Source organism: Bacillus sp. PK6-025, assembly GCF_056530265.1.
The window spans coordinates 2804441-2830566 of the sequence record NZ_CP096509.1 but is presented as its reverse complement, the minus strand read 5'-3'; the positions used below and the strand labels follow the sequence as shown (position 1 = coordinate 2830566).

Annotated in this window: 29 protein-coding genes and 2 pseudogenes; 21 read left to right on the top strand and 10 right to left on the bottom strand. The window is 44.3% G+C overall.

Translation table 11 applies throughout. The annotated features are described in order from the left end of the window. Positions 1-220: 220 nt before the first annotated feature. The 3 genes from yrkP to psiE are packed head-to-tail and all read left to right on the top strand — an operon-like array spanning position 221 to position 2663. Positions 221-916, top strand: coding sequence for a two-component response regulator YrkP (gene yrkP, locus M1D67_RS14500; protein ID WP_026579256.1), 696 nt, complete (start codon positions 221-223; stop codon positions 914-916). Continuing rightward, complete coding sequence (gene yrkQ / locus M1D67_RS14495) at positions 903-2201, top strand: two-component system sensor histidine kinase YrkQ (protein ID WP_023855273.1); 1299 nt, start codon at positions 903-905, stop codon at positions 2199-2201. Before yrkP ends, yrkQ begins: the two co-directional genes overlap by 14 nt. A 45-nt stretch (positions 2202-2246) precedes the next feature. Further along, on the top strand, positions 2247-2663 hold the full coding sequence (psiE, locus tag M1D67_RS14490; protein ID WP_023855272.1) for a phosphate-starvation-inducible protein PsiE: 417 nt from the start codon (positions 2247-2249) through the stop codon (positions 2661-2663). An 868-nt stretch (positions 2664-3531) separates the two neighbouring features. Here the strand turns inward: psiE and M1D67_RS14485 are convergent. Further along, a pseudogene (locus tag M1D67_RS14485) lies at positions 3532-3837 on the bottom strand (sigma-70 family RNA polymerase sigma factor); the annotation flags it as partial. A 506-nt stretch (positions 3838-4343) separates the two neighbouring features. Between M1D67_RS14485 and M1D67_RS14480 the strand changes: the two are divergent. Next, positions 4344-4451, top strand: a pseudogene (locus tag M1D67_RS14480) (YolD-like family protein); the annotation flags it as partial. Between the two features lie 327 nt (positions 4452-4778). On the opposite strand, the gene M1D67_RS14475 reads toward M1D67_RS14480, so the two are convergent. From M1D67_RS14475 to sigK, 4 genes are all read right to left on the bottom strand, one after another. After that, the gene (locus M1D67_RS14475; protein WP_023855269.1) at positions 4779-5336 is read right to left on the bottom strand and encodes a hypothetical protein; all 558 of its coding nucleotides are present in this window, start codon (positions 5334-5336) and stop codon (positions 4779-4781) included. A 67-nt stretch (positions 5337-5403) separates the two neighbouring features. Next, on the bottom strand, positions 5404-5871 hold the full coding sequence (locus tag M1D67_RS14470) for a hypothetical protein (RefSeq protein ID WP_026579257.1): 468 nt from the start codon (positions 5869-5871) through the stop codon (positions 5404-5406). A gap of 33 nt (positions 5872-5904) precedes the next feature. Continuing rightward, positions 5905-6384, bottom strand: a complete 480-nt coding sequence (locus tag M1D67_RS14465) for a hypothetical protein (protein WP_023855267.1) — start codon at positions 6382-6384, stop codon at positions 5905-5907. 673 nt (positions 6385-7057) lie between these two features. After that, the gene (sigK, locus tag M1D67_RS14460) at positions 7058-7783 is read right to left on the bottom strand and encodes an RNA polymerase sporulation sigma factor SigK (protein ID WP_023855266.1); all 726 of its coding nucleotides are present in this window, start codon (positions 7781-7783) and stop codon (positions 7058-7060) included. A gap of 272 nt (positions 7784-8055) precedes the next feature. Here sigK and M1D67_RS14455 point away from each other — a divergent pair, with 272 nt between their 5' ends. Beyond that, positions 8056-8235 (top strand): hypothetical protein, encoded by a 180-nt coding sequence (locus M1D67_RS14455; RefSeq protein WP_023855265.1) that lies wholly within the window; start codon positions 8056-8058, stop codon positions 8233-8235. Positions 8236-8311: 76 nt separating this feature from the next. Here M1D67_RS14455 and M1D67_RS14450 read toward each other — a convergent pair whose 3' ends face one another. Both M1D67_RS14450 and fdhF read right to left on the bottom strand, forming a co-directional pair. After that, positions 8312-8791, bottom strand: coding sequence for a helical membrane plugin domain-containing protein (locus M1D67_RS14450; RefSeq protein WP_025811120.1), 480 nt, complete (start codon positions 8789-8791; stop codon positions 8312-8314). Between the two features lie 21 nt (positions 8792-8812). After that, entirely contained in the window at positions 8813-11752 is a 2940-nt protein-coding gene (gene fdhF, locus M1D67_RS14445) for a formate dehydrogenase subunit alpha (protein ID WP_043054401.1), read from the bottom strand. Positions 11753-12059: 307 nt separating this feature from the next. On the opposite strand from fdhF, the gene M1D67_RS14440 reads away from it, so the two are divergent. The 4 genes from M1D67_RS14440 (at position 12060) to M1D67_RS14425 (ending at position 14329) form a co-directional block, all read left to right on the top strand. Beyond that, on the top strand, positions 12060-12431 hold the full coding sequence (locus M1D67_RS14440; RefSeq protein WP_025811122.1) for a Na-translocating system protein MpsC family protein: 372 nt from the start codon (positions 12060-12062) through the stop codon (positions 12429-12431). 27 nt (positions 12432-12458) lie between these two features. After that, the gene (locus M1D67_RS14435; RefSeq protein ID WP_096748243.1) at positions 12459-13220 is read left to right on the top strand and encodes a GNAT family N-acetyltransferase; all 762 of its coding nucleotides are present in this window, start codon (positions 12459-12461) and stop codon (positions 13218-13220) included. A gap of 144 nt (positions 13221-13364) precedes the next feature. Next, the gene (locus M1D67_RS14430; protein WP_020452283.1) at positions 13365-14096 is read left to right on the top strand and encodes an SGNH/GDSL hydrolase family protein; all 732 of its coding nucleotides are present in this window, start codon (positions 13365-13367) and stop codon (positions 14094-14096) included. A gap of 77 nt (positions 14097-14173) precedes the next feature. Then, positions 14174-14329 (top strand): hypothetical protein, encoded by a 156-nt coding sequence (locus M1D67_RS14425; RefSeq protein ID WP_023855260.1) that lies wholly within the window; start codon positions 14174-14176, stop codon positions 14327-14329. A gap of 114 nt (positions 14330-14443) precedes the next feature. Here M1D67_RS14425 and sda read toward each other — a convergent pair whose 3' ends face one another. Continuing rightward, the gene (sda, locus tag M1D67_RS14420; RefSeq protein WP_003183713.1) at positions 14444-14584 is read right to left on the bottom strand and encodes a sporulation histidine kinase inhibitor Sda; all 141 of its coding nucleotides are present in this window, start codon (positions 14582-14584) and stop codon (positions 14444-14446) included. Positions 14585-14952: 368 nt separating this feature from the next. On the opposite strand from sda, the gene M1D67_RS14415 reads away from it, so the two are divergent. Genes M1D67_RS14415 through M1D67_RS14380 form a run of 8 tightly spaced genes read left to right on the top strand, consistent with a single transcriptional unit; the run spans position 14953 to position 19978 of the window. Then, a complete protein-coding gene (locus M1D67_RS14415; protein ID WP_020452282.1) occupies positions 14953-15471 on the top strand; it encodes a YqeG family HAD IIIA-type phosphatase in 519 nt (172 codons plus the stop codon). Between the two features lie 3 nt (positions 15472-15474). After that, positions 15475-16575, top strand: a complete 1101-nt coding sequence (yqeH, locus tag M1D67_RS14410) for a ribosome biogenesis GTPase YqeH (protein WP_195536612.1) — start codon at positions 15475-15477, stop codon at positions 16573-16575. A gap of 19 nt (positions 16576-16594) precedes the next feature. Next, complete coding sequence (aroE, locus tag M1D67_RS14405) at positions 16595-17431, top strand: shikimate dehydrogenase (RefSeq protein WP_479831352.1); 837 nt, start codon at positions 16595-16597, stop codon at positions 17429-17431. After that, positions 17425-17715 carry a ribosome assembly RNA-binding protein YhbY gene (yhbY, locus tag M1D67_RS14400; protein WP_003183704.1) on the top strand — a complete coding sequence of 97 codons (291 nt, stop codon included), beginning with the start codon at positions 17425-17427 and terminating at the stop codon, positions 17713-17715. The genes aroE and yhbY overlap by 7 nt, the downstream gene beginning before the upstream one ends. A gap of 18 nt (positions 17716-17733) precedes the next feature. Continuing rightward, positions 17734-18303 carry a nicotinate-nucleotide adenylyltransferase gene (locus M1D67_RS14395; protein WP_025811125.1) on the top strand — a complete coding sequence of 190 codons (570 nt, stop codon included), beginning with the start codon at positions 17734-17736 and terminating at the stop codon, positions 18301-18303. Continuing rightward, positions 18293-18856, top strand: coding sequence for a bis(5'-nucleosyl)-tetraphosphatase (symmetrical) YqeK (yqeK, locus tag M1D67_RS14390; protein ID WP_026579268.1), 564 nt, complete (start codon positions 18293-18295; stop codon positions 18854-18856). Before M1D67_RS14395 ends, yqeK begins: the two co-directional genes overlap by 11 nt. A 13-nt stretch (positions 18857-18869) precedes the next feature. Continuing rightward, on the top strand, positions 18870-19226 hold the full coding sequence (gene rsfS, locus M1D67_RS14385) for a ribosome silencing factor (RefSeq protein ID WP_023855256.1): 357 nt from the start codon (positions 18870-18872) through the stop codon (positions 19224-19226). Beyond that, a complete protein-coding gene (locus tag M1D67_RS14380) occupies positions 19223-19978 on the top strand; it encodes a class I SAM-dependent DNA methyltransferase (RefSeq protein WP_145624093.1) in 756 nt (251 codons plus the stop codon). Before rsfS ends, M1D67_RS14380 begins: the two co-directional genes overlap by 4 nt. A gap of 70 nt (positions 19979-20048) precedes the next feature. Here the strand turns inward: M1D67_RS14380 and comER are convergent, their stop codons facing one another. Then, the gene (gene comER / locus M1D67_RS14375; protein WP_025811127.1) at positions 20049-20870 is read right to left on the bottom strand and encodes a late competence protein ComER; all 822 of its coding nucleotides are present in this window, start codon (positions 20868-20870) and stop codon (positions 20049-20051) included. A gap of 82 nt (positions 20871-20952) precedes the next feature. On the opposite strand from comER, the gene M1D67_RS14370 reads away from it, so the two are divergent. The 3 genes from M1D67_RS14370 (at position 20953) to M1D67_RS14360 (ending at position 24612) form a co-directional block, all read left to right on the top strand. After that, positions 20953-21582 carry a helix-hairpin-helix domain-containing protein gene (locus M1D67_RS14370; protein ID WP_479831351.1) on the top strand — a complete coding sequence of 210 codons (630 nt, stop codon included), beginning with the start codon at positions 20953-20955 and terminating at the stop codon, positions 21580-21582. 68 nt (positions 21583-21650) lie between these two features. Then, entirely contained in the window at positions 21651-22220 is a 570-nt protein-coding gene (locus tag M1D67_RS14365; RefSeq protein WP_020452273.1) for a ComE operon protein 2, read from the top strand. A gap of 4 nt (positions 22221-22224) precedes the next feature. Next, positions 22225-24612, top strand: a complete 2388-nt coding sequence (locus tag M1D67_RS14360; RefSeq protein ID WP_479831350.1) for a DNA internalization-related competence protein ComEC/Rec2 — start codon at positions 22225-22227, stop codon at positions 24610-24612. A gap of 24 nt (positions 24613-24636) precedes the next feature. Here M1D67_RS14360 and M1D67_RS14355 read toward each other — a convergent pair whose 3' ends face one another. Then, positions 24637-24768, bottom strand: coding sequence for a YqzM family protein (locus M1D67_RS14355; RefSeq protein ID WP_003183686.1), 132 nt, complete (start codon positions 24766-24768; stop codon positions 24637-24639). 229 nt (positions 24769-24997) lie between these two features. Here M1D67_RS14355 and holA point away from each other — a divergent pair, with 229 nt between their 5' ends. After that, a complete protein-coding gene (gene holA / locus M1D67_RS14350) occupies positions 24998-26023 on the top strand; it encodes a DNA polymerase III subunit delta (protein ID WP_479831349.1) in 1026 nt (341 codons plus the stop codon). Positions 26024-26126: the final 103 nt, after the last annotated feature.

Genomic DNA, 26126 nt, shown 5'->3' with positions numbered 1-26126 from the left:
TCTGAAAAACCTGAGCCTTACAATGGATAAATATAAAGACCGAATCTTAACAATTTATGAAGAGTCATCGTTTTTTTAGAAAATGTGACAAATTTGTGGCGGGCATCAGCTTTCATAAATTGTTAAGATTTACGTAGTATCTTATAACGTACTTAACTATGAACGATATATAGTAAGGACACACGAGAAATAACATCAAGAATCATGAGGTGAGAGAGACATGACCCATCGAATATTAGTCGTAGAGGATGATCAGGATATTGGTGATCTTTTGGAGGAATCCCTTACGCGTGCAGGCTACGAGGTGCTAAGAGCCAAGGATGGAAAGCGAGCATTGCAACTTGTGGATGACTCGCTTGATTTGGTTATTTTGGATATTATGATGCCAGGCATTTCGGGAATTGAAACATGTCAGCACATCAGGAAATCCTCTAACGTCCCGATTCTGTTTCTGACGGCCAGATCGAGTACACTCGATAAAACTGAGGGGTTACTCGCCGGCGGCGATGATTATATGACTAAACCATTCTCGGAAGAGGAACTTCATGCTAGAGTGATTGCTCAATTACGCAGATATACTATCTATCAGGAAAAGAAGGAACAGGAAGAAACATTTCTTATCGGGGGCAAACTAAGAGTGAGCGAAGAATTTAATGAGGTCTGGAAAGAGGAGCAGCAAATCAAGTTGTCAGATCTGGAATATCGTATCCTGAAACTTCTGATGAGCAAACGCAACAAAATATTTTCTGCCCAAAATATATATGAGAGTGTGTGGGGACAGCCTTACTTTTACTGTTCCAACAATACGGTGATGGTGCATATTCGGAAGCTGCGCTCCAAAATTGAGGATGATCCGGCACGTCCGGTTTATATAAGAACTGAATGGGGAAGAGGATATCGATTTGGCGCATCGTAAATTTACGCTAACCAAAAAACTGGCTTTGCTGATCATGGTTGCTGCGTTTGTGAGTGGTGTGATCTTTCTGACGTTGCAAAAAATCACAGATGATCTGATCGAGGGATATCTGAGTTCGGATGAGTATTATCACGAGGAGTCAGCAAGATACATTCAAAAATTCAGCAAGTACGTTTCAGAAAATGAGTTGTCTACATCAGATAGAAAAGCGTTTGGTGAGTGGGTCAAAAAAGAAAATTACATTAACCTCACCATATTCAAGGATCAGGAGCTGCAATATGATTCCATTTATTCCGAATCGGATTATGGAAAGGAAAAGCTGACTCAGTACGCTCAAAATCATTCACATCCTGTCAAGTTTAGCGATGGCGAAGGAAGAGTCATTATCGACGGTTTCTACTCTTCCCGATATTATAGTCTGGCCTTTACATTGGATTTGCTCGGGGCAACCCTCATCTTTTTAATCATTGTTCTCTTTGGCATTCGCCAAAGTCTTCGCTACCTTAAAACGATTCACCAAGAGATTCATATTCTTGAAGGGGGCGAACTGGACTACGAGATGACGATAAAAGGGCATGATGAATTAGCGATGATTGCAAAGAGCATTGAGGATCTGCGGAAAGCTTTCCTGGACAAACTTAAAGCTATCGAGGAATTGCAAGCTGAGAGCCGCAGCCTGGTTACCGAAATGTCGCACGATATGCGCACACCGCTGACGTCGCTGATCATGAATCTGGAGTTTGCTAAAAAAGCGGGAGGCGAAGCGGGTACCAGCAAAGATCGGTATGTAGCCAATGCTTATGGTAAAGCACTGCAATTAAAAAGCTTGTCTGACAATCTGTTTGCGTATTTCCTGCTGGACAAGGAATATGAGGCCGATCTGGAGACCGTTGCAGTAAAAGAAGTGATCTACGATCTAATATCAGATCAGATTGCTATCCTTCATCAGAAGCATTTCCGGGTCCATATTTCAGGCGAGCTGCCGGAAACCTATATTAACGTGAATTTGGAGGAGCTTGGTCGTGTATTTGATAATGTGATGTCAAACTTATTTAAATACGCAGATCCGGAAGAAGAAATCAGCATCACGTTTGTATCGGATCAAGAGATATTTGAGATCCATGTTAGCAATACGATTAAACTTGCGGATATAACACCGGAAAGCAACGGACTCGGTGAAAGGAGCATTGCGCGAATGATGTCCCGCATGCAGGGACAGTTTCACAGTATACAAAAGAATTCTAAGTACTACATTGTGCTACGATTTTGGAACACCAAGATGTAGGCTGAGAATAAAAACCACGAATATATTGAAATAGGAGACAACATGATGAGATTTTCCAACAAATTCAAAAAGGTGCCTTACCTGTTACAAGCGCTTCTCAATGTCTGTCTGTTCTTCCTGGCGATAGCCTTAAGCGCACTTCTGATCAGTGAGACATGGTACATTGTGCAATTCGTATACAAGTCACTGTTCAACAAAGTGGACAGCTATTATGAGATGCTTGGAGAACTGCTTATATTCTTCATGTACTTTGAGTTCATTGCTTTGATTATCAAATACTTCAAATCAGACTTTCATTTCCCGCTTCGCTACTTCATTTATATTGGCATCACAGCTGTCATTCGTTTGATTATCATCGATCATGATCAGGCGATCTCAACGTTCTGGTGGGCGATGGCCATTCTTGCAATGATCTGTGGATTCTTTATTGCAAATAGACGAAATTCTGTTGTTGAACATTAATAAATTAGTTCACTTTATGCCGAGACGCCGCCGAAATGTCCTAATTGTGAATGGGAACTGGAACAGAATAAAAAAATTGATAATCGGTATTTATAAGTCTAGCTGTTTAATGTCAGTTCAGAAATCTGTAGTGGATCAAAGTGGATTGTGGTTGTGAGTGGATATCTGAATGTATTTTTTGGCTACTTTAACAGACATGTCCCGATGACATAGCATTAAGAACTGAAAATCGCTTCTTTATTTTAAAAGGAAGAGGTTAAAATTCTTAATAAATAAGATGAAAAAGTTAGGATGGACGTTTATTGTTTTTTCTCGCTATTTTTTAACCATAATTGATATAAACGTATAGAAATGTAATGAAAATAAACTTTCATAACCAATGAGATAGATTTACTATATTGAGGGCCCAGTAATATAGAATACAGATCGATGGTTCAAGCCATCGGTTTTTTATTTGTTTTCATACTGAAAATCACCCATTAGGACAAACAGTTATTACATAGCATTACCCAAGGTGTGATGCATTTATGAAGGTGATGCTCATCGAGGGGCCGCCAGCTGACAAATGCATGAACGATTCCTCTCATTATTTAATAAAACTTGATAGGAAGTAGATCCAGAGTGATGGCAATGTATATAAGGGTATGGATCGAGCAACCACACCCAGATCGAGGCCTGTATAAAGAAAGCAGGGACGATGCGATTAAAGAACTCATAATCAAGTTATCTGCTATGATCCAGATTGTCTTTCTCATAGAGCTTATTAGTGTGCAAAAACGATTTTCATAACTCTTTCATCTATTTCTTTTAAAAGAAACTTTAGTGAAAATAGAGAAAAGCCGGAATGTCCAATCCGGCCTTTGCTAAATTATGTCCCCTTCGCCTTCTTCCGCTTTTCCTTCTCAGCCCGGTAAAACTCATGAAACATCTTCATCAGCGCGCGCTTCTCAATCCGCGACACATAGCTCCGCGAGATCCCAAGCTCCTTCGCGATCTCGCGCTGCGTTTTTTCCTTCTTCAAATCAAGACCGAAGCGGCCGACGATGACTTCCTTTTCCTGTCCGTCCAGAATGTCGATGTATTTTTTCACCTTTTCAAGCTCCATGTTGAGCTGGATGGTGTCGATGACGTCTTCGTTTTCCGATTTGAGGACATTGATGAGGCTGATTTCGTTGACTCCTAGAGGTTATCCGTTTTTGTTGTATTAAAGTAATAAAGAATTTTTAAGTTTAACGTTATTTAAAAAAGAAACATACATACGTATTTGGTATGTCCCCCATGATGCTATTCACACGTATGAAAGTAACGGTCTTGAAAATATGTGGGGAGACGCACAAACAATTGCAATGAAAATTAAAGATGACATGAAAAGATAATTTGGTTTGCCATGAACTGTTGGAATTGAACCGAATACGCTGCTGGCAAAACTCTGTCTTGACACGAGTTTTTGGGCATGCCGAGATGTGAAAACAAAGAAATTTCAGTTTCTCTTTCCAATATTCAGGAGACAATTTAATCAAGCTCAATCTATTTCGCCCTGATCAAGAAAAAAGCGAATACTTGGGTACGTTATGGACGGTTTCAGAGAACGGTACGGCTCGTCAGCACTTCTACACGAAGTTTTTTATACAAACGCCGGAACCGCACGATTGAGATTAAAGTTAGAAAGGAAAATTGTGTATGCTGCGGGACAGAGGAAGTATCAAATGGGTGTCAATGATGTTACCGGAACACGTTGAATTGCTCAAAGAATATCATGAAAGTCTTGATAAAGTGAAAAAGCCGGTTGGTTGTCAAATCATTTTTAATGACCTTTCTAAAATGGAGTCGTGTAGTTTATACGGTCACTGATACTCCTTCGTCTATATCCACTTACATTCTTCTGCTGAATGATAATGTCCATTACTCTATCTAAATTGCTCCCAGCTCTTTTGATGTTGTAGATGATGCACCAAAGAGCTTTTTCTACACACCTGCAGCCTTTCCTTGTGCAAGAGGGGAATAGTCTACACGTAGCCCCACATGCACTACTTATCCCATTTTCTTCTCCCCACTGAAAAATTCTGATCTCTCCTTCTCTAAATATTTATATAGACACAGTATTTTTTACTGTGCCTATCCTAACTTTTCCCTTGATATCTCATCTAGGTTAGAAAAAAGAATGTCACACCCTAAGAATAGAAATGTAATAAAAAAGGATAAAAGTAACTCTCCACCTTGAAATATGGATACATTACTTAGATGGCTATTTGTAACATACTCTATGGAGAAATAAACGGCTATCCACGCAACAGCAAACTCAAATATATAAGTTATCCACTTAGGAATTCTGAGAAATATTGAGAGTCCTTTTATAACTGCCATAAGTATAAGCATGTAAACAAGTGCTAATGCGCTTACTAATAAAGAAAATATGTATAAATCAGATCTAGAGCTATAATTTACATAGTCGCCTAAGAAATGATTAACACCTAAAGAAACAAAATAAATAATTAGGCTAGGAACAGCCATGGCAAAGAATAAACAAAAGCCTATGAGGAGGATAAAAGATATGAACGCCAAGGTGTTTGGGGGATTATCTATAACCCCCTTTTTAATCAAAAGTAAAAACAAAACACAGGAAATAACCAAACATGAAAGTATAGCTAGAGTTATTGCTGTAAAGATAGTCATCTTTGACCTCCATTAGAAAAGTGCCATTAGTGGGGAACTAACAGCACTTTCTTAAATTTTTTATTCGTTAAATCAGCGTAATAATGAATTTTGCCAATGCTCTTGCCACATCAGGCGGACAGCCAATGCCTCTCAGTCCATTATAAAACTGATTCTCAGTCCATTTTTCGCCTTTATCCATCAACTTAGCTACTTTAGCAGAGTTTTTTCTAACCCATGCGGCGGCCTTTGGAGACAAAGGTCTAAGCATTTGCGATAAAACCCAACCTCCTGAGCGGAGAGCTAATTTAAAGGCTTTATAAGTCCATGACACTGCGCCTTGAGTTTGAAAATTCCCATTAGCAGTAGCTACTGTTTTAACAGGTACATTCTGTGACTTGATAGCGTTTTGTACCCCTTTATGAACAGTCACTTTCATAGCAACAGGAGTAGATGACGCTGTTTTTTCAGATGCTAATGCACCTGATGTGCCTAAGAAAGATGTAAGAAGCGTGGCGCTTAGAACCACTGAAGCTATTCTCTTTTTATTTTTCATATATATTTATCTCCTATTATATTATGAATAATTTTAAAACGATTTAATTGCAATGGTTGTCCAATATGCTAAAACTTTGGCATTTATGTTAGAAAGTCCTGATTTTTTAAGCGAATTATATAGCTTATTTTGGACATCAGACCACCCAAAGGCATAATACTCATCTAAAAGGTCTTTTAGTACGGGTTCTATATACTTTGTAAACCTTTCTTCAAGTTCATTTCTTACTTTCTTTCCTGCAAGCCTTTCTACAAGTTGAAAAAGCTTTGCTTTATTCTTTAGAACTGCCCGGATAGCATCTTTAACAGGCTTTGTAGCAGAGTTTTTATTTTGTAATTCAACCTTTGGTGTGAACAGACTATCTACAGTATAAACAATGGGTACGGATGTTCCAGTGGCATTAGTATCAATCTCATCATTTTCCTTAGCTTGAGATGACTGGACAAAGGAAGTAGAGCCAAGGGCTAAAGAAGCTATTACTATGAATCCTTTAGCTAGTCTATTGATAATCATTTCCTCCTCTACGTATAATTAGTAGCAAACCAGTGACTATGTATTTAGGTTACAACCTGTAATTGTTTGCTTTGGTATGAATTCCCACCTCCTTGTGATTATTCTATCAGTAGTAAAAATATGGGTAAATAGGAAAAAGGAATAATATTTATTTACATAATTTACATTATTAAAAAGTTCAAAAAATATAATTGTGTATAGCTTATCTGTCATATGAGACTCTTTATAAGAGGAGAATAATGTACTAATAAATATTATCCCCTTCCATCTCTACCTTCCCTTTCGCCTTTTGTTTAATAATCTATTTTTAATCAAAATAAGACTTTCTAATGAACTTTACCAGGACTCAATCAGTGCAGGTTAAAGGCTTAGTGATGACTAATTTCATAAAGGCCAAATAAGTTTTCTAAAACCAAACTCAATTGACCTTTAGCAATGTTAAAGCCTATTATTTTGGGAGAGAGGTGCTATAATACTTTTACTCTTAAAAAAGGAGGAGGAACCTTATTAAGTTCCCCCTATATTCGACACAGTGGAGGCTGTAGCTATAGATTTATACTTCTAGTGTTGTAGGTAACTAGCAATTGGTACAGATTCTGCCCTTTCAAAGTAGTTTGCGATTTAAATAAGCAAAAAAAGACCAGGGTTATCTACTTCCTGGCCTTCTTATATTTTATTTTCCCTTCGCACGCTTCCGCTTCTCCTTCTCCGCCCGATAAAACTCATGAAACATCTTCATCAGCGCGCGCTTTTCAATCCGCGACACATAGCTCCGCGAAATCCCAAGCTCCTTCGCGATTTCGCGCTGCGTTTTTTCTTTCTTCAAATCAAGGCCAAATCTGCCGACGATGACTTCCTTTTCCCGTCCGTCCAGAATGTCGATGTATTTTTTGACTTTTTCAAGCTCCATGTTGAGCTGGATGGTGTCGATGACGTCTTCGTTTTCCGATTTGAGGACATCGATGAGGCTGATTTCGTTGCCTTCTTTGTCCTGGCCGATCGGGTCATGGAGGGAGACGTCTTTTTTCGTTTTTTTCAATGCGCGCAAATGCATGAGAATCTCGTTTTCTATACACCGTGCCGCATAAGTGGCGAGCTTTGTTCCTTTTCCGGCTGAATAGCTTTCGATCGCTTTGATCAGCCCGATCGTTCCAATGGAAATCAGGTCTTCTGCATCTTCGCCTGTGTTTTCGAATTTTTTGACGATGTGGGCGACCAGCCGGAGGTTATGCTCGATCAGCATGTTTCTCGCGTGTTCATCCCCCTGGGCCATCAGCTCCAAGTACTTTTTTTCGTCACTGCTTGACAGCGGCTGTGGAAAGGCATTGTTTTTCACATATGATACTAAAAAAACGAGTTCCTTGATGACATAACCGAGCGCTGCAAAAACACCTGTCATTATCGGCACCTCCACATAATGTATGTAGGCAGAAGCCTATATGTAAATGTATGTGGGAGGGGGGATGTCTGTGTCTGTACGCGGCAAAATTGCCGGACTGCCAAATATTTCGGCGTTCTGTTCGGCATGCAGCCGCTTGTTTTCGCAACCGCTTCCATTTTTTAATCGTTTACAAAAGTTAACAATAGCGGGATAATAAAGGCAAGGAGGTGAGGGTGCCGGACGGTTCACCATAGGGTAAACGCTATCAATCAGTTAGTCCGGTGCAGCAGATGAAAAACAAACGTCTGTTCATACTTTCGTTGATTGTGCTGAGCGTGGTCATGATCGGGGTTCAGGAAACCTTCCCAAATCTGCTGACGACAGGGTTAATGACTGTCGTTATTGCAGTGGCAGTTTTTAATATTTTAAAAGAATCGCTGAATAAAAAAGATGAAACACACAGCAAATGAGGCGGTAGAAAGCGACGGTGCTTCTATCGCCAATAGGAAAAACCGACTCAAAGTGGTGAGCCGGTTTTCTTATTTGTCAGTCTTTCAATGCTTTTCCCATGCCTTTTAAAAATTGCAGACCGAAGCCGACGGCTCGGTTGATGTCAGGGTCGTTCATGGCTTTCAGCAGATCGAGGACCCCGGTTTTTTTATCGCTTTTTAAAAAGTCTTCTCCTTGTTTTGTGCCGGCGACGATGCTTTCTACCAGTTTCCCCATGACTTCCGGTTCGGCTTTGGAGAGAGCGCCGCCTGCCGCAATGGCTGTATTCATCAGGTTTTTGGCCGGCTCTTTAGACAGCTGGCCGAGGACGATTTTGGCGATATCTTCCTTTGCGCCGATCATGCTGTCTGCGGCATCAAGGACCCCGAGGCCGTTCAGTTCGCCGAGAAGCTTCATCGTTTTTGAAACGGCGGCTTCCTGTTCAGCCAAAAGGGTTTTGAGTTCTTCTAATTTTTCAAGCTTCATTTGCTCCTCAGATTTGTCTTCTTTGCGGATGGCGGTGATGGGAGCTGCCATGTGTGATGACCTCCTTTTGATTTAGTCTGTTAAATGAACGTATCCCGGTCGCTTCCATTTCCGCTCGACTTCAGCTCCGTTTTGCGGATGGCGTTTCTTATTGCGCGGATTTGTTTTCGGAAGCGGCGGTTCTGCGCATCCGCCGAGCACTTCCATACGCACCTTTGTCTGCTTGTAAGCAGGTGTATTGGTACGCGCATCTACTGCGGGGCCGGTCAAGAAATTGATTGCAGATTCTTTATCTGTCGAGTTCATCGGCAAATACAACTCGTTCGCTCTAACCCGGTCTGTCACAAGCGCGGTTAATTTTACGGCGCCAAACGGCGAGATCAGTCTGACCTGCGATCCGTCGCAGATGCCCCTATCTTTGGCAAGCTCAGGCGAGACTTCAACAAAGACGTCCGGCACTTTCGCCTGGATGCCTGCCGATTTGTTCGTCATATTTCCTTCGTGAAAATGCTCCAGCATTCGGCCGTTGTTAATGTGAAGGTCGTATTCTTCAGGGAATTCGGCCGGCTCTGTCCAGTCTGCGAGGGCAAAGCGCGCTTTCCGGTCAGGGAAGTTAAAGCCGTCTTCATATAAAAGAGGCGTGCTTTCTCCGGTCAGGCTGCCCCACAGGAAGCTGTTCCATCCTTCAATTGCGTCATAATCGGCCTTTGCGAACAGCGGTGACAGGCTTGCCATTTCTGAAAAAATATCTCCCGGGTGGCTGTAATGCCAGTCAACTCCAAGCCGGTTTGCGATGTCTTGAATGATGACCCAGTCCGGCTTTGCGTCTCCGAGCGGCGAAAGGGCCTGATACAATCGCTGTACGCGTCTTTCCGTGTTTGTAAAAGTTCCTTCTTTTTCAAGCGAAGCTGACGCAGGGAGAACAACGTCGGCGTATTGGGCTGTTTTCGAAAGGAACATATCCTGAACCACAAGGAAATCAAGGCTTGATAAAATGTCATGGACCCGGTTTGCGTTTGAATCGACTAAAGCCATATCTTCTCCGACGATATACATAGCTTTCATTTTGCCTTCTTCAACGGCGTGAAGCATTTCGATGTTGTCAAGTCCGGGTTTCTCGTTGATTGTTGTGCCGTAAGCTTTTTCGAACTTTTTCCGCGCTTTGTCATCTGTAATGTGCTGATATCCCGGAAGCCAGCCGGGAAGCGTCCCCATGTCGCATGCGCCCTGGACATTGTTATGGCCGCGGAGCGGGTACGCCCCAGCGCCCGGGCGGCGGTAATTACCGGTAGCTAAAAGCAGGTTTGAAATCGCGGCGGACGTGTCGGAACCGCCTGTGTTTTGGGTGACTCCCATTCCCCAGAGGACGCACGTACCGTCGGCGTCGCGGATCATCTCAGCGATTTGGATCAGCGTCTGTTGATTGATGCCTGTGATTTTTTCTGCATATTCAAGGGTGTATGTCTCAAGCGATTGCTTATATTCTTCAAAGAAATTGACGTTTTCATTGATAAACGCTTGATCGTGCCAGCCTTGGTCAATCATATACTTGGTCACGGCCATCAGCCATACTTGATCAGTTCCTTGCCGCGGTCTGATAAACAGATCCGAGCGTTCGGCCATTTCGTTTTTGCGAAGGTCAGCGACGATCAGCTTTTGTCCGTGAAGCTTATGGGCGCGCTTCACACGGGTTGCCAGTACCGGGTGGCCTTCGGCCGGGTTGGCGCCGACGATGATGACGAGGCCTGCTTTCGCGATGTCTTGAATGGTGCCAGCATCGCCGCCCATGCCGACTGTGCGGAACAATCCGTCCGTTGCCGGAGACTGGCAGTACCGCGAGCAGTTGTCGACATTGTTCGTGCCAAATACTTGCCGCGCCAGCTTTTGCATCAAGTAGTTTTCTTCATTCGTAATTTTTGAAGACGAAATAAACCCGACGGCGTCTTTTCCGCTCTGCTCCCGAATTGAGCCTAATTTGCGGGCGACGTAGTCAAGCGCTTCTTCCCAAGTTGATTCGACAAATTCGTCATTTTTGCGGATCAGCGGTTTGGTCAAACGCTCTTCCGCATTTACGAAATCCCATCCGAATTTCCCTTTCACACACGTCGAAATGGCGTTGACGGGAGCTTCTGACACCGGCTGAATTTTTAAGATGTCACGGCCTTTTGTCCATACTTCATATGAACAGCCGACACCGCAAAATGTACAGACGGTCTTTGTCTTTTTGATCCGCTGTGAACGCATCGCCGCCTCGACTTCTGAAACGGCAAAGATGCTGCTGTATCCCGGCTCTACATCTTTGACAAGGTCGATCATCGGCTCCATGACATCCGGTTTGATGCCTGTCATGAACCCGGCTTTTCCAAGCATCGATTTTTCCATTAACGCATTGCACGGACAAACCGTGACACACTGCCCGCAGCTGACGCATGATGACTCGTTGATTGAAACGCCTTCATCCCAGATCACCCGCGGACGGTCACGCTCCCAGTCAATTGAGAGCGTCTCATTGACCTGCAGGTTTTGGCAGACTTCAACACATTGTCCGCATGCGATGCACTGATTCGGATCATAGCGGTAAAAGGGATGCGACATATCGACTGCGCAAGACGGGTCTTCTTTTGGCGTGTAAGGGTATTTCTGCTCTTCGATTCCCATCATTTCTGCCGTATTATGTAGCGTACAGTTGCCGTTGTTGTTGTCGCATACCGTACAATAAAGCAAATGGTTTTCGAGCAGGCGGTCCATTGCTTCTTTTTGTGCTGCTTTGACCCGTTCTCCAGACAGGCTGACCGTCATTCCGTCTTCTGCCCGCAGGGAGCATGCCCGCTTTAATTTTCCGTCTGCTTCCACAATACAGGTATCACACGTTTGAATAGGATCCGTCTCTGGAACATGGCATATTTGCGGGTGTTCAAACCCGTTTTTGTTCAATATGTCTAAAACGGTTGCCCCGGCCGCTGCTTTAATTTCTTTGCCGTCTATCCGGACACTGATTGGCTTTCCGTCCATCTTTATTCCCCTCCATCATCTTTTCAAAATCAAAAAAGCCATGTACATATATACCGAATCCTGGCGTGGAAAGCGGTATAAACATACATGGCGGAATAGTTTACTAGCAAAGCTTACTAACAGACCAATCCTATATTGTCAGAATTCGATAGATTCATAACACGACGGTATTACAAATCCATCAGCCCGGCTTTTATTATAAAGTGATATTGATTATAATTCAATAGAATAGGAAAATTTTAACCAAGTGAAATGTCTAAGGGGACATCGAGACAGATGGAAGGTTTAAACGGAAGGGGTAAGCATGATGTCTAAAAAAATCCACGAATTCAACGATATGATCCGCAAGCTTCGAAAAGAGCTGTTTGGCAAGGGGCCTGAACGGATTCACACGGTCTTTGTCGACAATATGGCAGTTTCGACGCTTTACGGCAATTTGACGGCGAGCGAGCAATTTATCGCAAGCACGTCGGAGGGAAGGGAAATGGTCCATGCCGCAAGGACGACCCTGATTCAGAAACACTACTCCAATCACGTGCCGGAAGGAATGGAGCAGCTCATCGGAGCGAAGCTCGAGCACCTTTTTACAGACATCAAAATTCAGGAGGATATTGCGGTGTCTGTTTTTATCTTTGACCGCAATATTGAATACGGCACCGAATCAGCCAGCGGGGCTTGACGGTCTCAAGTTCGAGGAGGAGTTATGATGATTGAACTGAAATCGAGTGAAAAACGAAAAGCAAAGGTTTTGTTAACAGACGAAAGTCCGACATTCGCGCATGCGATAGCCGAAGGACTTATCGAAGGAAACGTTTATGTCGATGATTTCTTCACACCGGCCACTGTTCTTTTTCGAACAGCTGCCGGGATTTATTATGTCGCTGGAGATATCCCCGACAGCGGAAGGAGCGAATGGCTTCACTATTTGAATGAACAGAGGAACGGAGCGCGCTTTACCGTGTTTTCGGCTTCTGAGGAGTGGGACGCCTTTTTAATTGGGGGGCTTGGCGATCCTCTGCAGCAAATGGAGCGCGTGTCATTTTTCCTTGGAAAAGAGGAATATGTTCGCAGCGCCGCATTTGCCGGTGTTGAAAGATTTTCTGAAGATGACTTTCAAAAAAGCGCGAATTTCACGGAAAAATACGCGATTGAGTATTGGGGAGGGCCAGGCCGTTTTTTGAAGAACGGTTTCGGATTTAAAGTGTCGCATGAAGGTGTGATCGCCAGTGAATGTGTCACCATTTTTTGTTCGGAACGCTTTGCCGAAGTTGATATCGTAACACACCCGGATTACAGGGGACGTGGGTTTGCAGCCCGCTGCGCCGGCGCTTTTATCGCGTATGCAATAGAGAACCGCTTGAAACCGCGCTGGGATTGCGACCGGCAAAACGTTGCATCGATTCGCCTCGCTGAAAAATTAGGCTTTCGACCTGTCAAAACATATACATTGTTTGTCGGAAAACCGTGAACCAATACGAATGTTTTTAAACAGGGGGGACAGGTTAAATGCATAGTAAGGACTATACGCTTGCAGAATGGCAGAGATTTCTCCCATTGAAAGTGCAGCTTCTCTCCTATATGATCGTAGTATTGGCTTTTGGAGGTGGAACGAATGAAAAAAAGCTTGGTGATGGTCCTCATCTTTCTGCTTCTGCTTGCAGGCTGCGGAGAGGACGATCCCAGAAAAGTCGTAGCATTTGGAGACAGCAATACACGCGGCTCAAATTGGCAATTTCGCGATTATCCAAAAGCGGAAAAATGGGTCAATTTACTTCAGACTTCCCTTCAAGGGCAGTACAAAATAAATAATGCGGGAATAGGCGGAGAAACGACAGAAGACGCCAGGCTTCGGTTCAGGAAGGATGTGCTGGATGAGCAGCCGGCATATCTTTTTATCATGTTCGGAACAAATGATGCAGCAATTCTTGCGAAAGGGCTGCCGCGCGTATCCAAAAAAAGGTTTAAAGAAAACCTCTATTATTTTGTTAAAGAAAGCCGCCGCCGCGGAATAGAGCCGATATTAATGACGTGCCTGCCGATCGTCGAAGGAAGCGGGGACAACATCTTTTATTATGCAAGATACCGGGCTGCTTCGTTTGAAAAATACGGAGGAGCGCGCAAATGGCACGATTCCTATAATGATGTCACAAGGGAAACGGCGCGTGAACTTGATGTGCCGCTGATCGACAACTGGAAAAACATCGTGAAAAAAGCTGGCGGAGCTACAGATGAGAAGCTGATCCATTCGGGGTTTATCGACCCATCGGGAAATCACTTAACCCCAAAAGGCGCGCGAATTATTTTTGAAGGAATTAATGAAAGTAAAGTTATAAAAACTTCTTGATTTAAGTAAAAGGCCTAGCCATTTCTCCTTTTTCTTCATAGGCTGTTACTATAACAGTCTAAAGGAGGAATGATGCGATGGGATATCCTTTTCCCGCTGGTCCGTGTTCGTACCCGGCTTATCCCGGATATGCAGGCGCCGCATACGGATATGCGTTCGTTGTCGTCCTTTTAGTCGTCCTGCTCGTCATCGGCGGGTTCTACTGGCTTAGTCCTCACGGATTCTTCAAATAGCACCTCTTTTAGAGAGGTGTTTTTTCATGAAAAACAGTAGTAAGCGTATTATTCAAGTGATATAATATCAACCTAAGTGAAAAAAAGCGGCAAGAGCGCTCGGGAGTGCTTGAGCTATGAAGAGACGGAAAGCAGATGACCGAGCGACCTTCTTTTGATTTCGGTTTCAATCAGCTCGATGAATTCGCGGTTCAAATTCATCTCATTTGCTTTAATGTATGATTCTATTAAAAGTTCATCAGACAGCTTTTTCATACTCGGTACCCATTTAATGGGGAAGACACCTCCTCATAAAAATTGGAATAACCTGTTTGGAATAAGCATAAAATGTTAAGTTATATGATCTTTGTTTGAAGTACCTATAATCTATCATGAATATTGGGCGAGAACAATCGTTCTGTTATCCACACCAAAAAGTGGATAACTTGTGGGTATCATGTTTATAATTTAATAAAAGGTCGATGAAATATGAGTGGATACTGTGTGTAATTTTATCCACACCTGTTGAAGAATCCTATTATATGTCGAAAACTTTTCGGGCAGCCGATTTTTTAAGACACTTTTAGATTTGATTCGACACATTGAAAAAAGAAGCAGTAATTGAAAGGAAAGGGTGCGGCTTTGTGTTAAAAAAGTTCTTTTTGCCGGATGAATTTGTAAAAAATATTTTTCATATTACCCCTGAAAAACTAAAAGAGCGCAATGTAAAAGGGATTATTACGGATTTGGACAACACGCTTGTAGAATGGGACAGGCCTAGTGCTACACCGCGTCTCATCGAGTGGTTTGAAGAGATGAAAGAGCACGGCATTAAAGTGACAATTGTCTCAAATAATAATGAAAAACGCGTCAAAATATTTTCTGAACCGCTTAATATCCCGTTTATTTACAAAGCGAAAAAGCCGATGGGCAGAGCTTTCAGAAAAGCCGTCAAAAATATGGGTCTTAAAAAAGAAGACGTCGTTGTCATAGGAGATCAGCTCATGACAGATGTGCTGGGAGGGAACCGCAATGGGTTTCATACCATTCTTGTCGTGCCTGTGGCTGCTTCCGACGGCTTTTTTACGCGTTTCAACCGCCAGGTGGAACGCAGAATTCTCAGCGCTTTAAAACGGAAAGGCCATATTCAGTGGGAGGATTAAAGAATGGAAAAGGTAGTTTGTATCGGATGCGGAGTCGCCATTCAAACCGAAGATAAAAATAAACTGGGCTACGCGCCTGAAGCATCGCTGTTAAAAGATAATGTCATCTGCCAGCGCTGCTTCAGATTGAAAAATTATAACGAAATTCAGGATGTTTCACTGACGGACGATGACTTTTTGAAAATCCTGCACGGCATTGGGGAAACGAATTCGCTTATCGTGAAAATCGTCGACATCTTTGATTTCAACGGAAGCTGGATCAACGGCCTAAACCGCTTTGTCGGAGGCAATCCGATCTTATTAATAGGAAACAAAGCAGACATTCTCCCTAAATCAGTCAAGCGCGAGCGCCTTGTAAACTGGATGAAGCGCGAAGCGAAAGAGCTCGGCTTAAGGCCTGTTGATGTGCTGCTCGTCAGCGCCGGGCGCGGGCAGGGGATGAAAGATGCGATCGACGCGATCGAACATTACAGACAGGGCAAAGACGTATATGTCGTCGGGTGTACGAACGTAGGAAAATCAACGTTTATCAATCGGATTATTAAAGAGGTTTCCGGAGAGGGCGACATCATTACGACATCTCAATATCCGGGGACAACGCTTGACGCGATTGAAATTCCTCTGGATGACGGATCGGCGATGTATGATACGCCGGGAATCATCAACCATCATCAAATGGCGCACTATGTCGCGAAACGCGATCTGAAAATATTAACGCCGAAGAAGGAGCTAAAGCCCCGCACCTTTCAGCTGAACGAAGAACAGACGCTGTTTTTCGGCGGATTGTCGCGGTTTGATTATGCAAGCGGAGGCAGATCTTCGTTTGTATGCTATATGCCGAATGAACTCAATATCCACAGAACAAAGCTTGAAAACGCGGATCAGCTGTATGAAAAGCACGCTGGGGAAATGCTTGCTCCCCCTGCAAAAGAAGATCTTGACTCGTTTCCAGAGCTTGTTAAACATACGTTTACGATTAAAGAGCCGAAAACGGACGTTGTGTTCTCGGGCCTCGGCTGGGTAACTGTCCAAGAGGCGAACCAAAAAATTGTCGCCCACGCGCCTAAAGGCGTTCACGTGTTTTTACGCAGATCTCTAATATAAGTGCTAAGGGGAGAGAGTTATGAAACCGATGTACGGACTGATTGGCAATCCGGTGGCTCATTCCATGTCTCCGGACATCCATAATGCGGCTTTGGAGGATCTTTCTTTAGAAGGACATTATCACGCTTTTCGCGTGAAAAACGAAGATCTTGAGGATGCTGTGAAAGGTATGCGGGCCCTTGGCATTCAAGGGTTTAATGTGACGGTCCCCCATAAAGTATCGATCATGAAGCATCTCGACCGTATTGATGAAAGTGCCGAAGCTCTCGGGGCGGTCAACACTGTCAGAAGAGAAAAAGAAGGGCTGGTCGGATATAATACAGATGGAGCAGGATTTCTTAAATCGCTGAAGCCATCCCTTGATCGTCCGCTTTCTGAGCTCTCGATACTGTTGATTGGGGCAGGCGGTGCGGCGAGGGCGATATTTACCACTCTGGCAGCTGAGATGCCGAAGCAGCTGGACGTGGCGAATCGTACACCTGAAAAGGCACTAGCATTCACTAAGCGTTTTGAAGGAGAGGCACGTGCTTTGTCGTTGCAGGAAGCAGAAGCAGACTTGTCAGCATATGATATCGTGATTCAAACGACGTCGGTCGGGATGCACCCGAACATCGAAGCTGCCCCGCTTTCATTGGCGAATGCGAAAGAAACGTGCCTTGTATGCGATATTATCTACAATCCGCTGAAAACGGCCCTGCTGCAGGAGGCTGAAGCAAAAGGCTTGAAAACATTGGACGGAGTCGGCATGTTCATCGGCCAGGCAGCCCTTGCTTTTGAGCTGTGGACCGGACATGAGCCTAATATGGAAAAAATGAAATCAATTGTGTTGCAGCAACTAGGAGGAAAATCATGCTAACAGGAAAACAAAAACGCTATTTGCGCCGGGAAGCGCATCATCTGTCACCGATTTTTCAAGTCGGTAAAGGCGGAGTCAACGAAAACATGGTCAAACAAATCAGTGAAGCGCTTGAAGCCAGGGAATTAATCAAGGTGAGCGTGCTGCAAAACTGCGAGCAGCCTAAAGAGGAAGTAGCCGAAGCGCTGGCGGGCGGAGCACGCGCCGAACTGGTGCAGACGATCGGAAACATTATCGTGCTGTATAAGGAGTCGAAAGAAAATAAAAAAATTGAGCTTCCTTAACGCTTAAAGGTGGTAATCATGAGGAAAATCGGGATTTTTGGAGGGACATTTGATCCTCCGCACAACGGGCATTTATTAATGGCAAATGAAGTCCTGTATAAACTGGATCTTGATGAAATTTGGTTCATGCCCAACCAAATTCCGCCGCATAAACAAAAAAACTCGTTTTCGCTAAGTATGCACAGGGCGGAAATGCTGAAGCTCGCCATATCGGGGAAAGAGCAATTTAAATTGGAGACGATCGAACTCGAAAGGGAAGGCCCTTCTTATACATTTGATACCGTTCGCCTGCTGAAAGACCGATATCCAAACGATAAGTTTTACTTTATTATCGGCGCGGATATGGTGGAATACCTGCCGAAATGGTCAAACATTGACAAGCTTGTCAACATGATTCAATTTGTCGGGGTGAAACGGCCCGGCTTTCAAATTGAGACGCCGTATCCGCTCGTTTTTGTCGATGTGCCTATTTTTGAAGTATCATCATCTTTACTTAGGGACCGCATTAAAAATCAGCAGCCGACAGATTATTTAATCCCTGACGAAGTGAAGGTCTATGTGAAGGAGAATCATCTATATGAAACGTGAGGAAGCCTTAGCCTGCGTGCAAGAACAGCTGACAGAACAGCGCTACATCCATACGGTCGGCGTAATGGAGACGGCTGTCAAACTTGCCGAACGGTTTGGCGCAGATGTGAAAAAAGCCGAAATCGCCGCGATATTTCATGACTATGCCAAATTTCGCCCGAAAGAGGAAATGAAACAAATCATCCTCAACGGGGGCGGGCCGCTTGAAGTGCTCGATTTTCATCATGAACTTTGGCATGCGCCGGCAGGAGCAGCGCTTGTCAAAACAGAGGTTGGAATTACGGATGAAGACATCCTGTCAGCCATTCGATTCCATACATCTGGGAGGCCGAATATGACGCTTCTTGAGAAAGTGATTTATGTAGCGGATTATATCGAGCCGGGCCGCCGTTTTCCAGGGGTTGAAGAGGTTCGGACTCTCGCTGAGGAAGATTTGGATTTGGCGCTTATCCAGGCGTTGAAAAATACGATGACATTTTTAATTTCAAAAAATCAGGCCGTTTATCCGGAAACGGTCGCCACATATAATGCTTTAGTAAACGATAGACACTAGGAGGAATTACTGAATGGATCAAGCTTCAATTTTAAAAATTGCCGCAGAGGCCTGCGATGATAAACGGGCGGAAGATATGATCGCCTTGAATATGCAGGGGATTTCGCTTGTGGCTGATTATTTTCTGATTTGCCATGGGAATTCTGACAAACAGGTTCAGGCCATTGCCCGGGAAATTAAGGATCAGGCTGAAGAAAATGGAATCAATGTGAAGAAAATGGAGGGCTTTGACGAAGCCAGATGGGTTTTGATCGATTTGGGCGATGTCGTTGTCCACGTTTTCCACAAAGAGGAACGAGGCTATTACAACCTTGAAAAGCTGTGGGGAGACGCGCCGACTGAAGACCTTTCGTTCGGAGTTAATGAATGATTTATAAAGGATTTTCCGGTATTTATGACAAGCTGATGTCTCACGCTCCTTACGATGAGTGGGTCAGCTGGATTGAAAAAACGATCGGTGCACAGCAGAAAGAACGTATACGGATACTTGATCTGGCGTGCGGAACGGGTGAAATATCGGTCCGCTTGGCTGAAAAAGGCTGCGATGTCACAGGAATCGATATTAGCGAAGATATGCTTGCACAGGCTCAGTACAAAGCAGCCGTTCGGCAGCTCGATATTCAGTTCTTTCAGCAGGATATGCGCGAGCTTGCCGGGCATGGGCAAGAGTTTGACGCGGTTGTGATCTGCTGTGACTCGCTGAATTATCTAAAGAGCGAAAAAGACGTTTTCAATACTTTTAAAAACGTTTTTTCTCTATTAAAAGAAGGCGGGCTTCTTCTGTTTGATGTTCATTCCATTTACAAAATGGATGTCATTTTTCCGGGAAGTACGTATGCCGATCAGGATGAAGAAGTCAGCGTCATTTGGCAAAGCTATGCGGGGGATGAGCCTCATTCAGCTGTTCACGATTTGACCTTCTTCGTAGAAAGCGGAGGCGTATACGAAAGGTTTGATGAATCGCATGAACAGCGGACTTTCCAGACGGAAAAGTATATCAGCTTATTGCGGCAAGCCGGATTTGAGGTGCAGTGCGTGACTGCCGATTTTTCAAAATTGGAGCCTGGCGCAGAGTCGGAACGTCATTTTTATACAGCGAAAAAAACAAAAACCATCGTTTAATCGTAACGATGGTTTTTCATAATGTATTTTTCCTTTGTTGAAAATCTCAGCGCGTTCGTGAAACAATGAATCAAACGGAAAATTGCTTCTTGACTAGAGCGATATCTTCTTCATACTTCAAATGGGTGTTCCGGAACATCTGGCGGAACATATCCTGAACGCCGCTTTCCAGCGCCTTAATTCCCTCACCGGTTACACCGCCTTTAACGCACACCTTTTCCTGCAGGGCGGGCAATGTGTAATGCCCTGTTTCGAGCAGCCTTCCCAAACCAACCAGCATTTCTGTCGTCATTAAAATCGCGTCTTCTTTTGAGACGGAGGTTTCTTCTACAGCGGCCTGAATAAACTCCTGAACCAAATAACTGACAAAGGCGGGGCCGCAGCTGACAATGTCTGAGGCGACCCTCGTAATCCCGCTTTCGATTTCAAGAGGGATTGAGATCTTGCTCACTAAAGCCGTCAATTTTTCTTTTGCCTCAGCTGTGCAGCTTTCTCCGAAAGTCAATAATGACACGCCAGACAACGCTCTGTTCGTAATGCTCGGGATCACCCTTGCCGCCTGGCAGGAGACGATGGCTTCCAGCTGTTCGACCTGCACCGGACTCGTAATGGTGACCACAATCTGATCGCGGGTGAAGACGGGTGAGAGCCGCTTTAGCAAAGGATAAATATCCAGCGGCTTTACACAGATAAACACGGCATCACTTTCCGTGATCACTTCTTCCGGCCGTTCTGCAACCTGAATGTCTGGGAATCGTTTTTTTATGTTTAACGCTTTGTCGATCGTTCGGTTAGTAATTGTTAAAGATGAGGGAATGACCGCTCTGGATTCAATCAACGCCTCAATTAAAATGGTCCCCATATTTCCTGTCCCGATAAAGCCGATATTCAATCGTTCTCCCCTCCTTTGAACCTGTATCTTTTAAACGATATGAAGGCTTCAGTCAAAATATGTATGAAAGCAGGTGAGCAGTTTGACAGATTGGCTAAAACAATATAAATGGCATGCGGCGGGAGGTGTGGCACTCGTCTTGATCATCAGCGCTGCCTTCATGCTGTTAAGCGGAAAGCGTGAAACTTCATCCGGCTTCTCCATTCCTGAAGAGGCTTCTGCACAGACTTTTGACAAGAAAGAGGAGGTGAAGCGGGAAAAAAACGCGGGGGAAGAGGAGGTTATCATCGATTTGAAAGGCGCTGTGAAAAATCCGGGCGTCTATCAAATGAAGGAGGGAGACAGGGTGCACGATGCATTGAAAAAAGCAGGCGGCACCGAGAAAAAAGCGGACCAAAAGCAAATTAATCTGGCAGCCGTTTTGCGGGACGGTATGGTTCTTTACATTCCATTTGAAGGGGAAGAGGCCGCTGGCTTTCTTTCGGAAGCGGACTCAAGAGCAGACGGCAGCTCAAGTGATATCGTCAATATCAATACGGCTTCCTCTGAGGAGCTTCAGACGATTCCCGGGATCGGTCCTTCAAAAGCGGAAGCGGTAGTCGAATACCGCGAGGAGAACGGAATGTTTCAGACGATTGAAGACATAACAAACGTTTCGGGAATTGGAGAAAAGTCTTTTGAAAGAATAAAATCTTCCATCACGGTAAAGTAAATTGACGTTTGCGGATAAACATATGTAAACTTAGGGAAGTCGACATCGTATTTTTGGAGGGAAAACAAGTGGAACGGATTTCTTGGGATCAATATTTTATGGCGCAAAGCCATTTGCTGGCGCTTCGCAGCACGTGTACAAGGCTTGCTGTAGGGGCGACGATTGTCAGGGATAAACGGATTATCGCAGGAGGCTACAACGGATCGATCGCCGGAGGTGTTCACTGTGCGGATGAAGGCTGCTATATGGTGGACGGGCATTGCATCAGAACGATTCACGCCGAGATGAACGCGATTCTTCAGTGTGCAAAATTCGGCGTTCCGACCGAAGGCGCTGAAATATATGTCACGCATTTTCCGTGCATTCAATGCTGTAAATCGATCATTCAGGCAGGTATTAAAACGATATACTATGCGAAAGATTACAAAAACCATCCTTACGCGGTTGAACTTTTCGATCAGGCTTCTGTTAAAGTGGAGCAGGTAGAGCTCGATGAGATGATTATCGACTTGAAAAACCAGGAAAAGTTATCGTTTGTGGCAGATCTGATCAAACAGCTGGCTGATAAAGGCCTTGAGGAAGAGGAAATCAGGAAAATACACGCAGAGGCTAACAAACTGTTTACAAGCTACGTGTAATCCAATGGACAGACATCGCATCTTCCCGTGCGGAGCGATTTCAGCGGCAGCCGGAATCGCCTCCGCTCACTCTTCTCTTTATCTCTTCCTCGCCGTCGGTTTTTTTCTGTTCTTTATCCTCTGTTTCTTCAAGAAACAAATACTCCTTTTCATCATATGTGCAGCGATTTGTATTTTATATTTCACCTCTTTTAACATGATTGACCATTTCAATACAACGATTTATCATGAAGGCAAATTTCACACGTTTGCTTCTGTTCGGGATATCCCCATAATAGACGGAGACCGGCTTTCATTCACAGCCGAAACAGATAAGGGGGAAGCTTTGAAAGCGGGCTATACGATCCGGTCTCCGCAAGAAAAACGGGCGCTCTCCGCTCTTCAGCCGGGAAGCCTCTGTGTCATGCAAGGTGAATTAAGAGCGCCGAAAAAAGAGACCGTTCCTGGAACTTTTGATCAAAAAGAATCCTTGTATCAAAAAGGGATTCACTGGATATTTGCGGTTCAGTCCATTGAAAACTGCAAGCCGGGCGGCGGTCTTATGCCATTTCTATTGAACATCCGAAAAGCGGGCCTTGATTTTACAGAAGAAAATATGGCTAATCCGGCTGCCGGTATTGTAAGAGCGCTTACTTTCGGGGACCGGTTTCTCATTGAACAAGATGTGCTGGACGGCTATCAGCGTCTCGGGATCATTCACCTTTTAGCGATTTCCGGGCTTCATGTCGGTCTGTTGTCGGCCGCTCTGTTCCACGTATTTATTCGCTTCGGTTTGACGAGAGAATGCGCCAAATGGCTGCTCGTTTTCGGGCTGCCCGTTGCGGCAGTTTTGACCGGAGGCGCCCCGTCGGTAGTGAGGGCGGTTCTCATGTCTGAAATCTATCTGCTGGCATCACTGTCCAATAAGAACTTCAAAAGCGCCGATGTGATCAGCATCGCCTGCCTCGGACTGCTGTTGTATCATCCTTATCTGCTATTTCAAGCCGGATTTCAGCTTTCTTTTGCCGTATCCTTCGTTTTCATTCTTTCAAAAGAAATATTGATCAAGCCGAAAAGCCGAATCTCTCAACTGCTATTGGGGTCATTTTTGGCTCAGCTCGCCTCCCTTCCGATCCTGCTCATCCATTTTCAAGAGTTTTCATTTCTCAGCACAGTGATGAATCTGCTTTTCATACCTCTCTATATTTTTATCATCATGCCGCTGTCTTTCGGAAGTCTGTTGGCTTTCATATGTTTTCGTCCTCTCGGGGAGGCGGCAGCCTGTGTGCTGGACCATCTGCTTGTGTGGAGCCATCAGGCTGTTAAATCGGTGTCTGCCGTGGATATTTTCGTTTTTTCTGCGGTTAAACCGCCGGATATTTTGTTGTTTTTCTACTTCGCAGCTATTTTTCTGTTTTTGCTGTTTCTTGAAAAAGAGATGTCGTTTCGTGCGGTCATGATTTCGTCCGGCTTCCTTGCCGCTGTGTTTGCTATTCACGTATGTCTTCCTCAATTTGCAGGAGAAGGAGAGGTCACAATGCTTGATATCGGCCAAGGTGACAGCATGTATGTCAGCGCTCCCGGTCAGAATGGCACCGTCTTCATTGATACGGGAGGAACCGTATCCTTCCGGAAAGAGCAGTGGAGAAAGCGGAAAAAGGATTTTTCCCTAGGAGAGAGCGTATTAATGCCATTTCTGGCATCCAAAGGAGTCAAGAAGCTCGATGCTTTAATTTTGACTCATGCTGATCAGGATCATATTGGTGAAGCTCAAGTGCTGATCCAAAAACATAAAGTCAAGCAATTGATCGTGCCGAAAGGCTTCGCAGCCGAACCGTCTGATGAAAAGCTGCTTCGCCTTGCCTTGAAAGAAGGCGTCAAGGTACATGTAGCCAAAAGAGGTGACATCCTTCATATTGGCAATCTTGAATTTTATGTTCTTTCACCGAAAGAGGCGGACAAAAACAGCAAAAACAACGGTTCCCTCGTGTTGTGGCTGAAAGCTGGCGAATTTTCGTGGCTGTTAACGGGCGATTTGGAGAAGGAAGGTGAAAATGAGATGATGAAAGTGTATCCGAATCTTAAAGCGGATATTCTGAAAGTCGGTCACCATGGAAGCAAAGGTTCTACGGGGGAAGATCTGATTAAGCAAATTGAGCCGAAAGCAGCCATCATTTCGGCGGGAGAGCACAACCGCTACGGCCATCCCCACGGGGAAGTGCTGGATATCTTAAACCGCCACCATGTGAAAGTATTCAGAACGGATCAGCACGGTTCGATTCAGTACCTATTTCGAGGCGGAAACGGAACGTTTTTACTTCATCCCCCATATGATAAAGTACATTCCTCGCAAGAAAAAAAGACTGCTGAAAAACAGCAGCCGTCAAAAAGCCGCTTGCCTGACGGAGAGTAAAGCGGTGTCCATGACTTGGCTTGATTAAGCGGCCAGATGTATAACAGTAGCGATAATAAACATTGTAGCGAAAAAGCCAAAAGACACGATAAAACCGACACCTGAATCTACAAGATCGTTACGTTTGCTTTGCACGTCTTTTTCAAATTCATTCACAATTTACCCCTCCTATTGATATCCAGTATAATTCAATTCTTTGCAAAAATCTAGGAGCTTCATGCAACCGTTTTCTAAAATTTATGAACATCGTCTTCTATAAACTGACCCGGGGGTTTATGGAAGGCGTTTATTATAAATGAGAGAGCGGGTGACTCCGCTTCTCTCTTTACTAATTGCAAAACACGCTTTAGGATAGAAAGGAAGGATGAAAGAGGGGAAAGTGCAGATGACGGTATTTGATATTTGGAAAAGCTTAAAAAAAGGCGATATTCATCCTGTTTATTGTTTATACGGGAAAGAGACGTATCTTCTGCAGGAGACGGTTCAAAGGATCAGACAAGCCGTTGTTGACGAAGAGACGAAGGATTTCAACCTTTCCGTATTTGATCTGGAAGAAGAGGCATTGGACCTTGCTGTTGAAGATGCTGAAACTTTTCCGTTTATGGGGGAGAAGCGTCTTGTTGTTGCGAAAAACCCGTCTTTTTTAACAGCTGAAAAAAAGAAAGATAAAACGGAGCATAACCTCGGGAGCCTGGAGGATTATATTGCGCAGCCGGCGCCTTATTCCGTTTTTGTGCTGCTCGCTCCTTATGAAAAGCTTGATGAGAGGAAAAAGCTGACCAAGCTCTTGAAAAAACACGCCCATATGGTTGAAGCAAAAGAACTGAACGGCCGGGAAACGGCTGATTTTATCACTGGGCTTGCAAAATCAGAGGGGAAGCTCATAGAACGAGAAGCGGCGGAGGAGCTTGTCATCCTGTGTAATGCCAGCCTGTCGGCCATTGCCCAAGAGGTGAAAAAGCTTAGTACATATATTGGTGATCGGGATTCGATCACATTTGAGGACGTCAAAAAGCTCGTTGCCAGAGGTCTCGAGCAGAATATTTTTGAATTGATCAACAAGGTTGTGAACCGGAAGCGTACAGAAGCGCTGCAGATTTTCTATGATCTGTTAAAGCAAAATGAAGAACCGATCAAAATGATGGCGCTGATCGCAAACCAGTTCAGGCTTTTGATGCAGACGAAATACTTTTCGCAGCAGGGGTACGGGCAAAAGCAAATCGCCTCAAACCTCAAAGTTCACCCGTTCAGGGTGAAGCTCGCGATCGACCAGGCGAGGCTGTTTTCTGAAGAAGAGCTGAAAAGCATCATCGAGCATCTCGCCGTTATGGATTATGAAATGAAGACAGGCAAAAAAGACAAGCAGCTCCTGCTTGAGCTGTTTTTGCTCAAGCTTTTGCAGTCCGATTGAAAAAACGGCTCTCTAATTTTAAGAGAGCCGTTAGGCTGTCGAGAAAATCTCGACAGCCTTTTCAGTTGTTCTTATTTCTTTTTCCGTTTACCCTCATAATCGG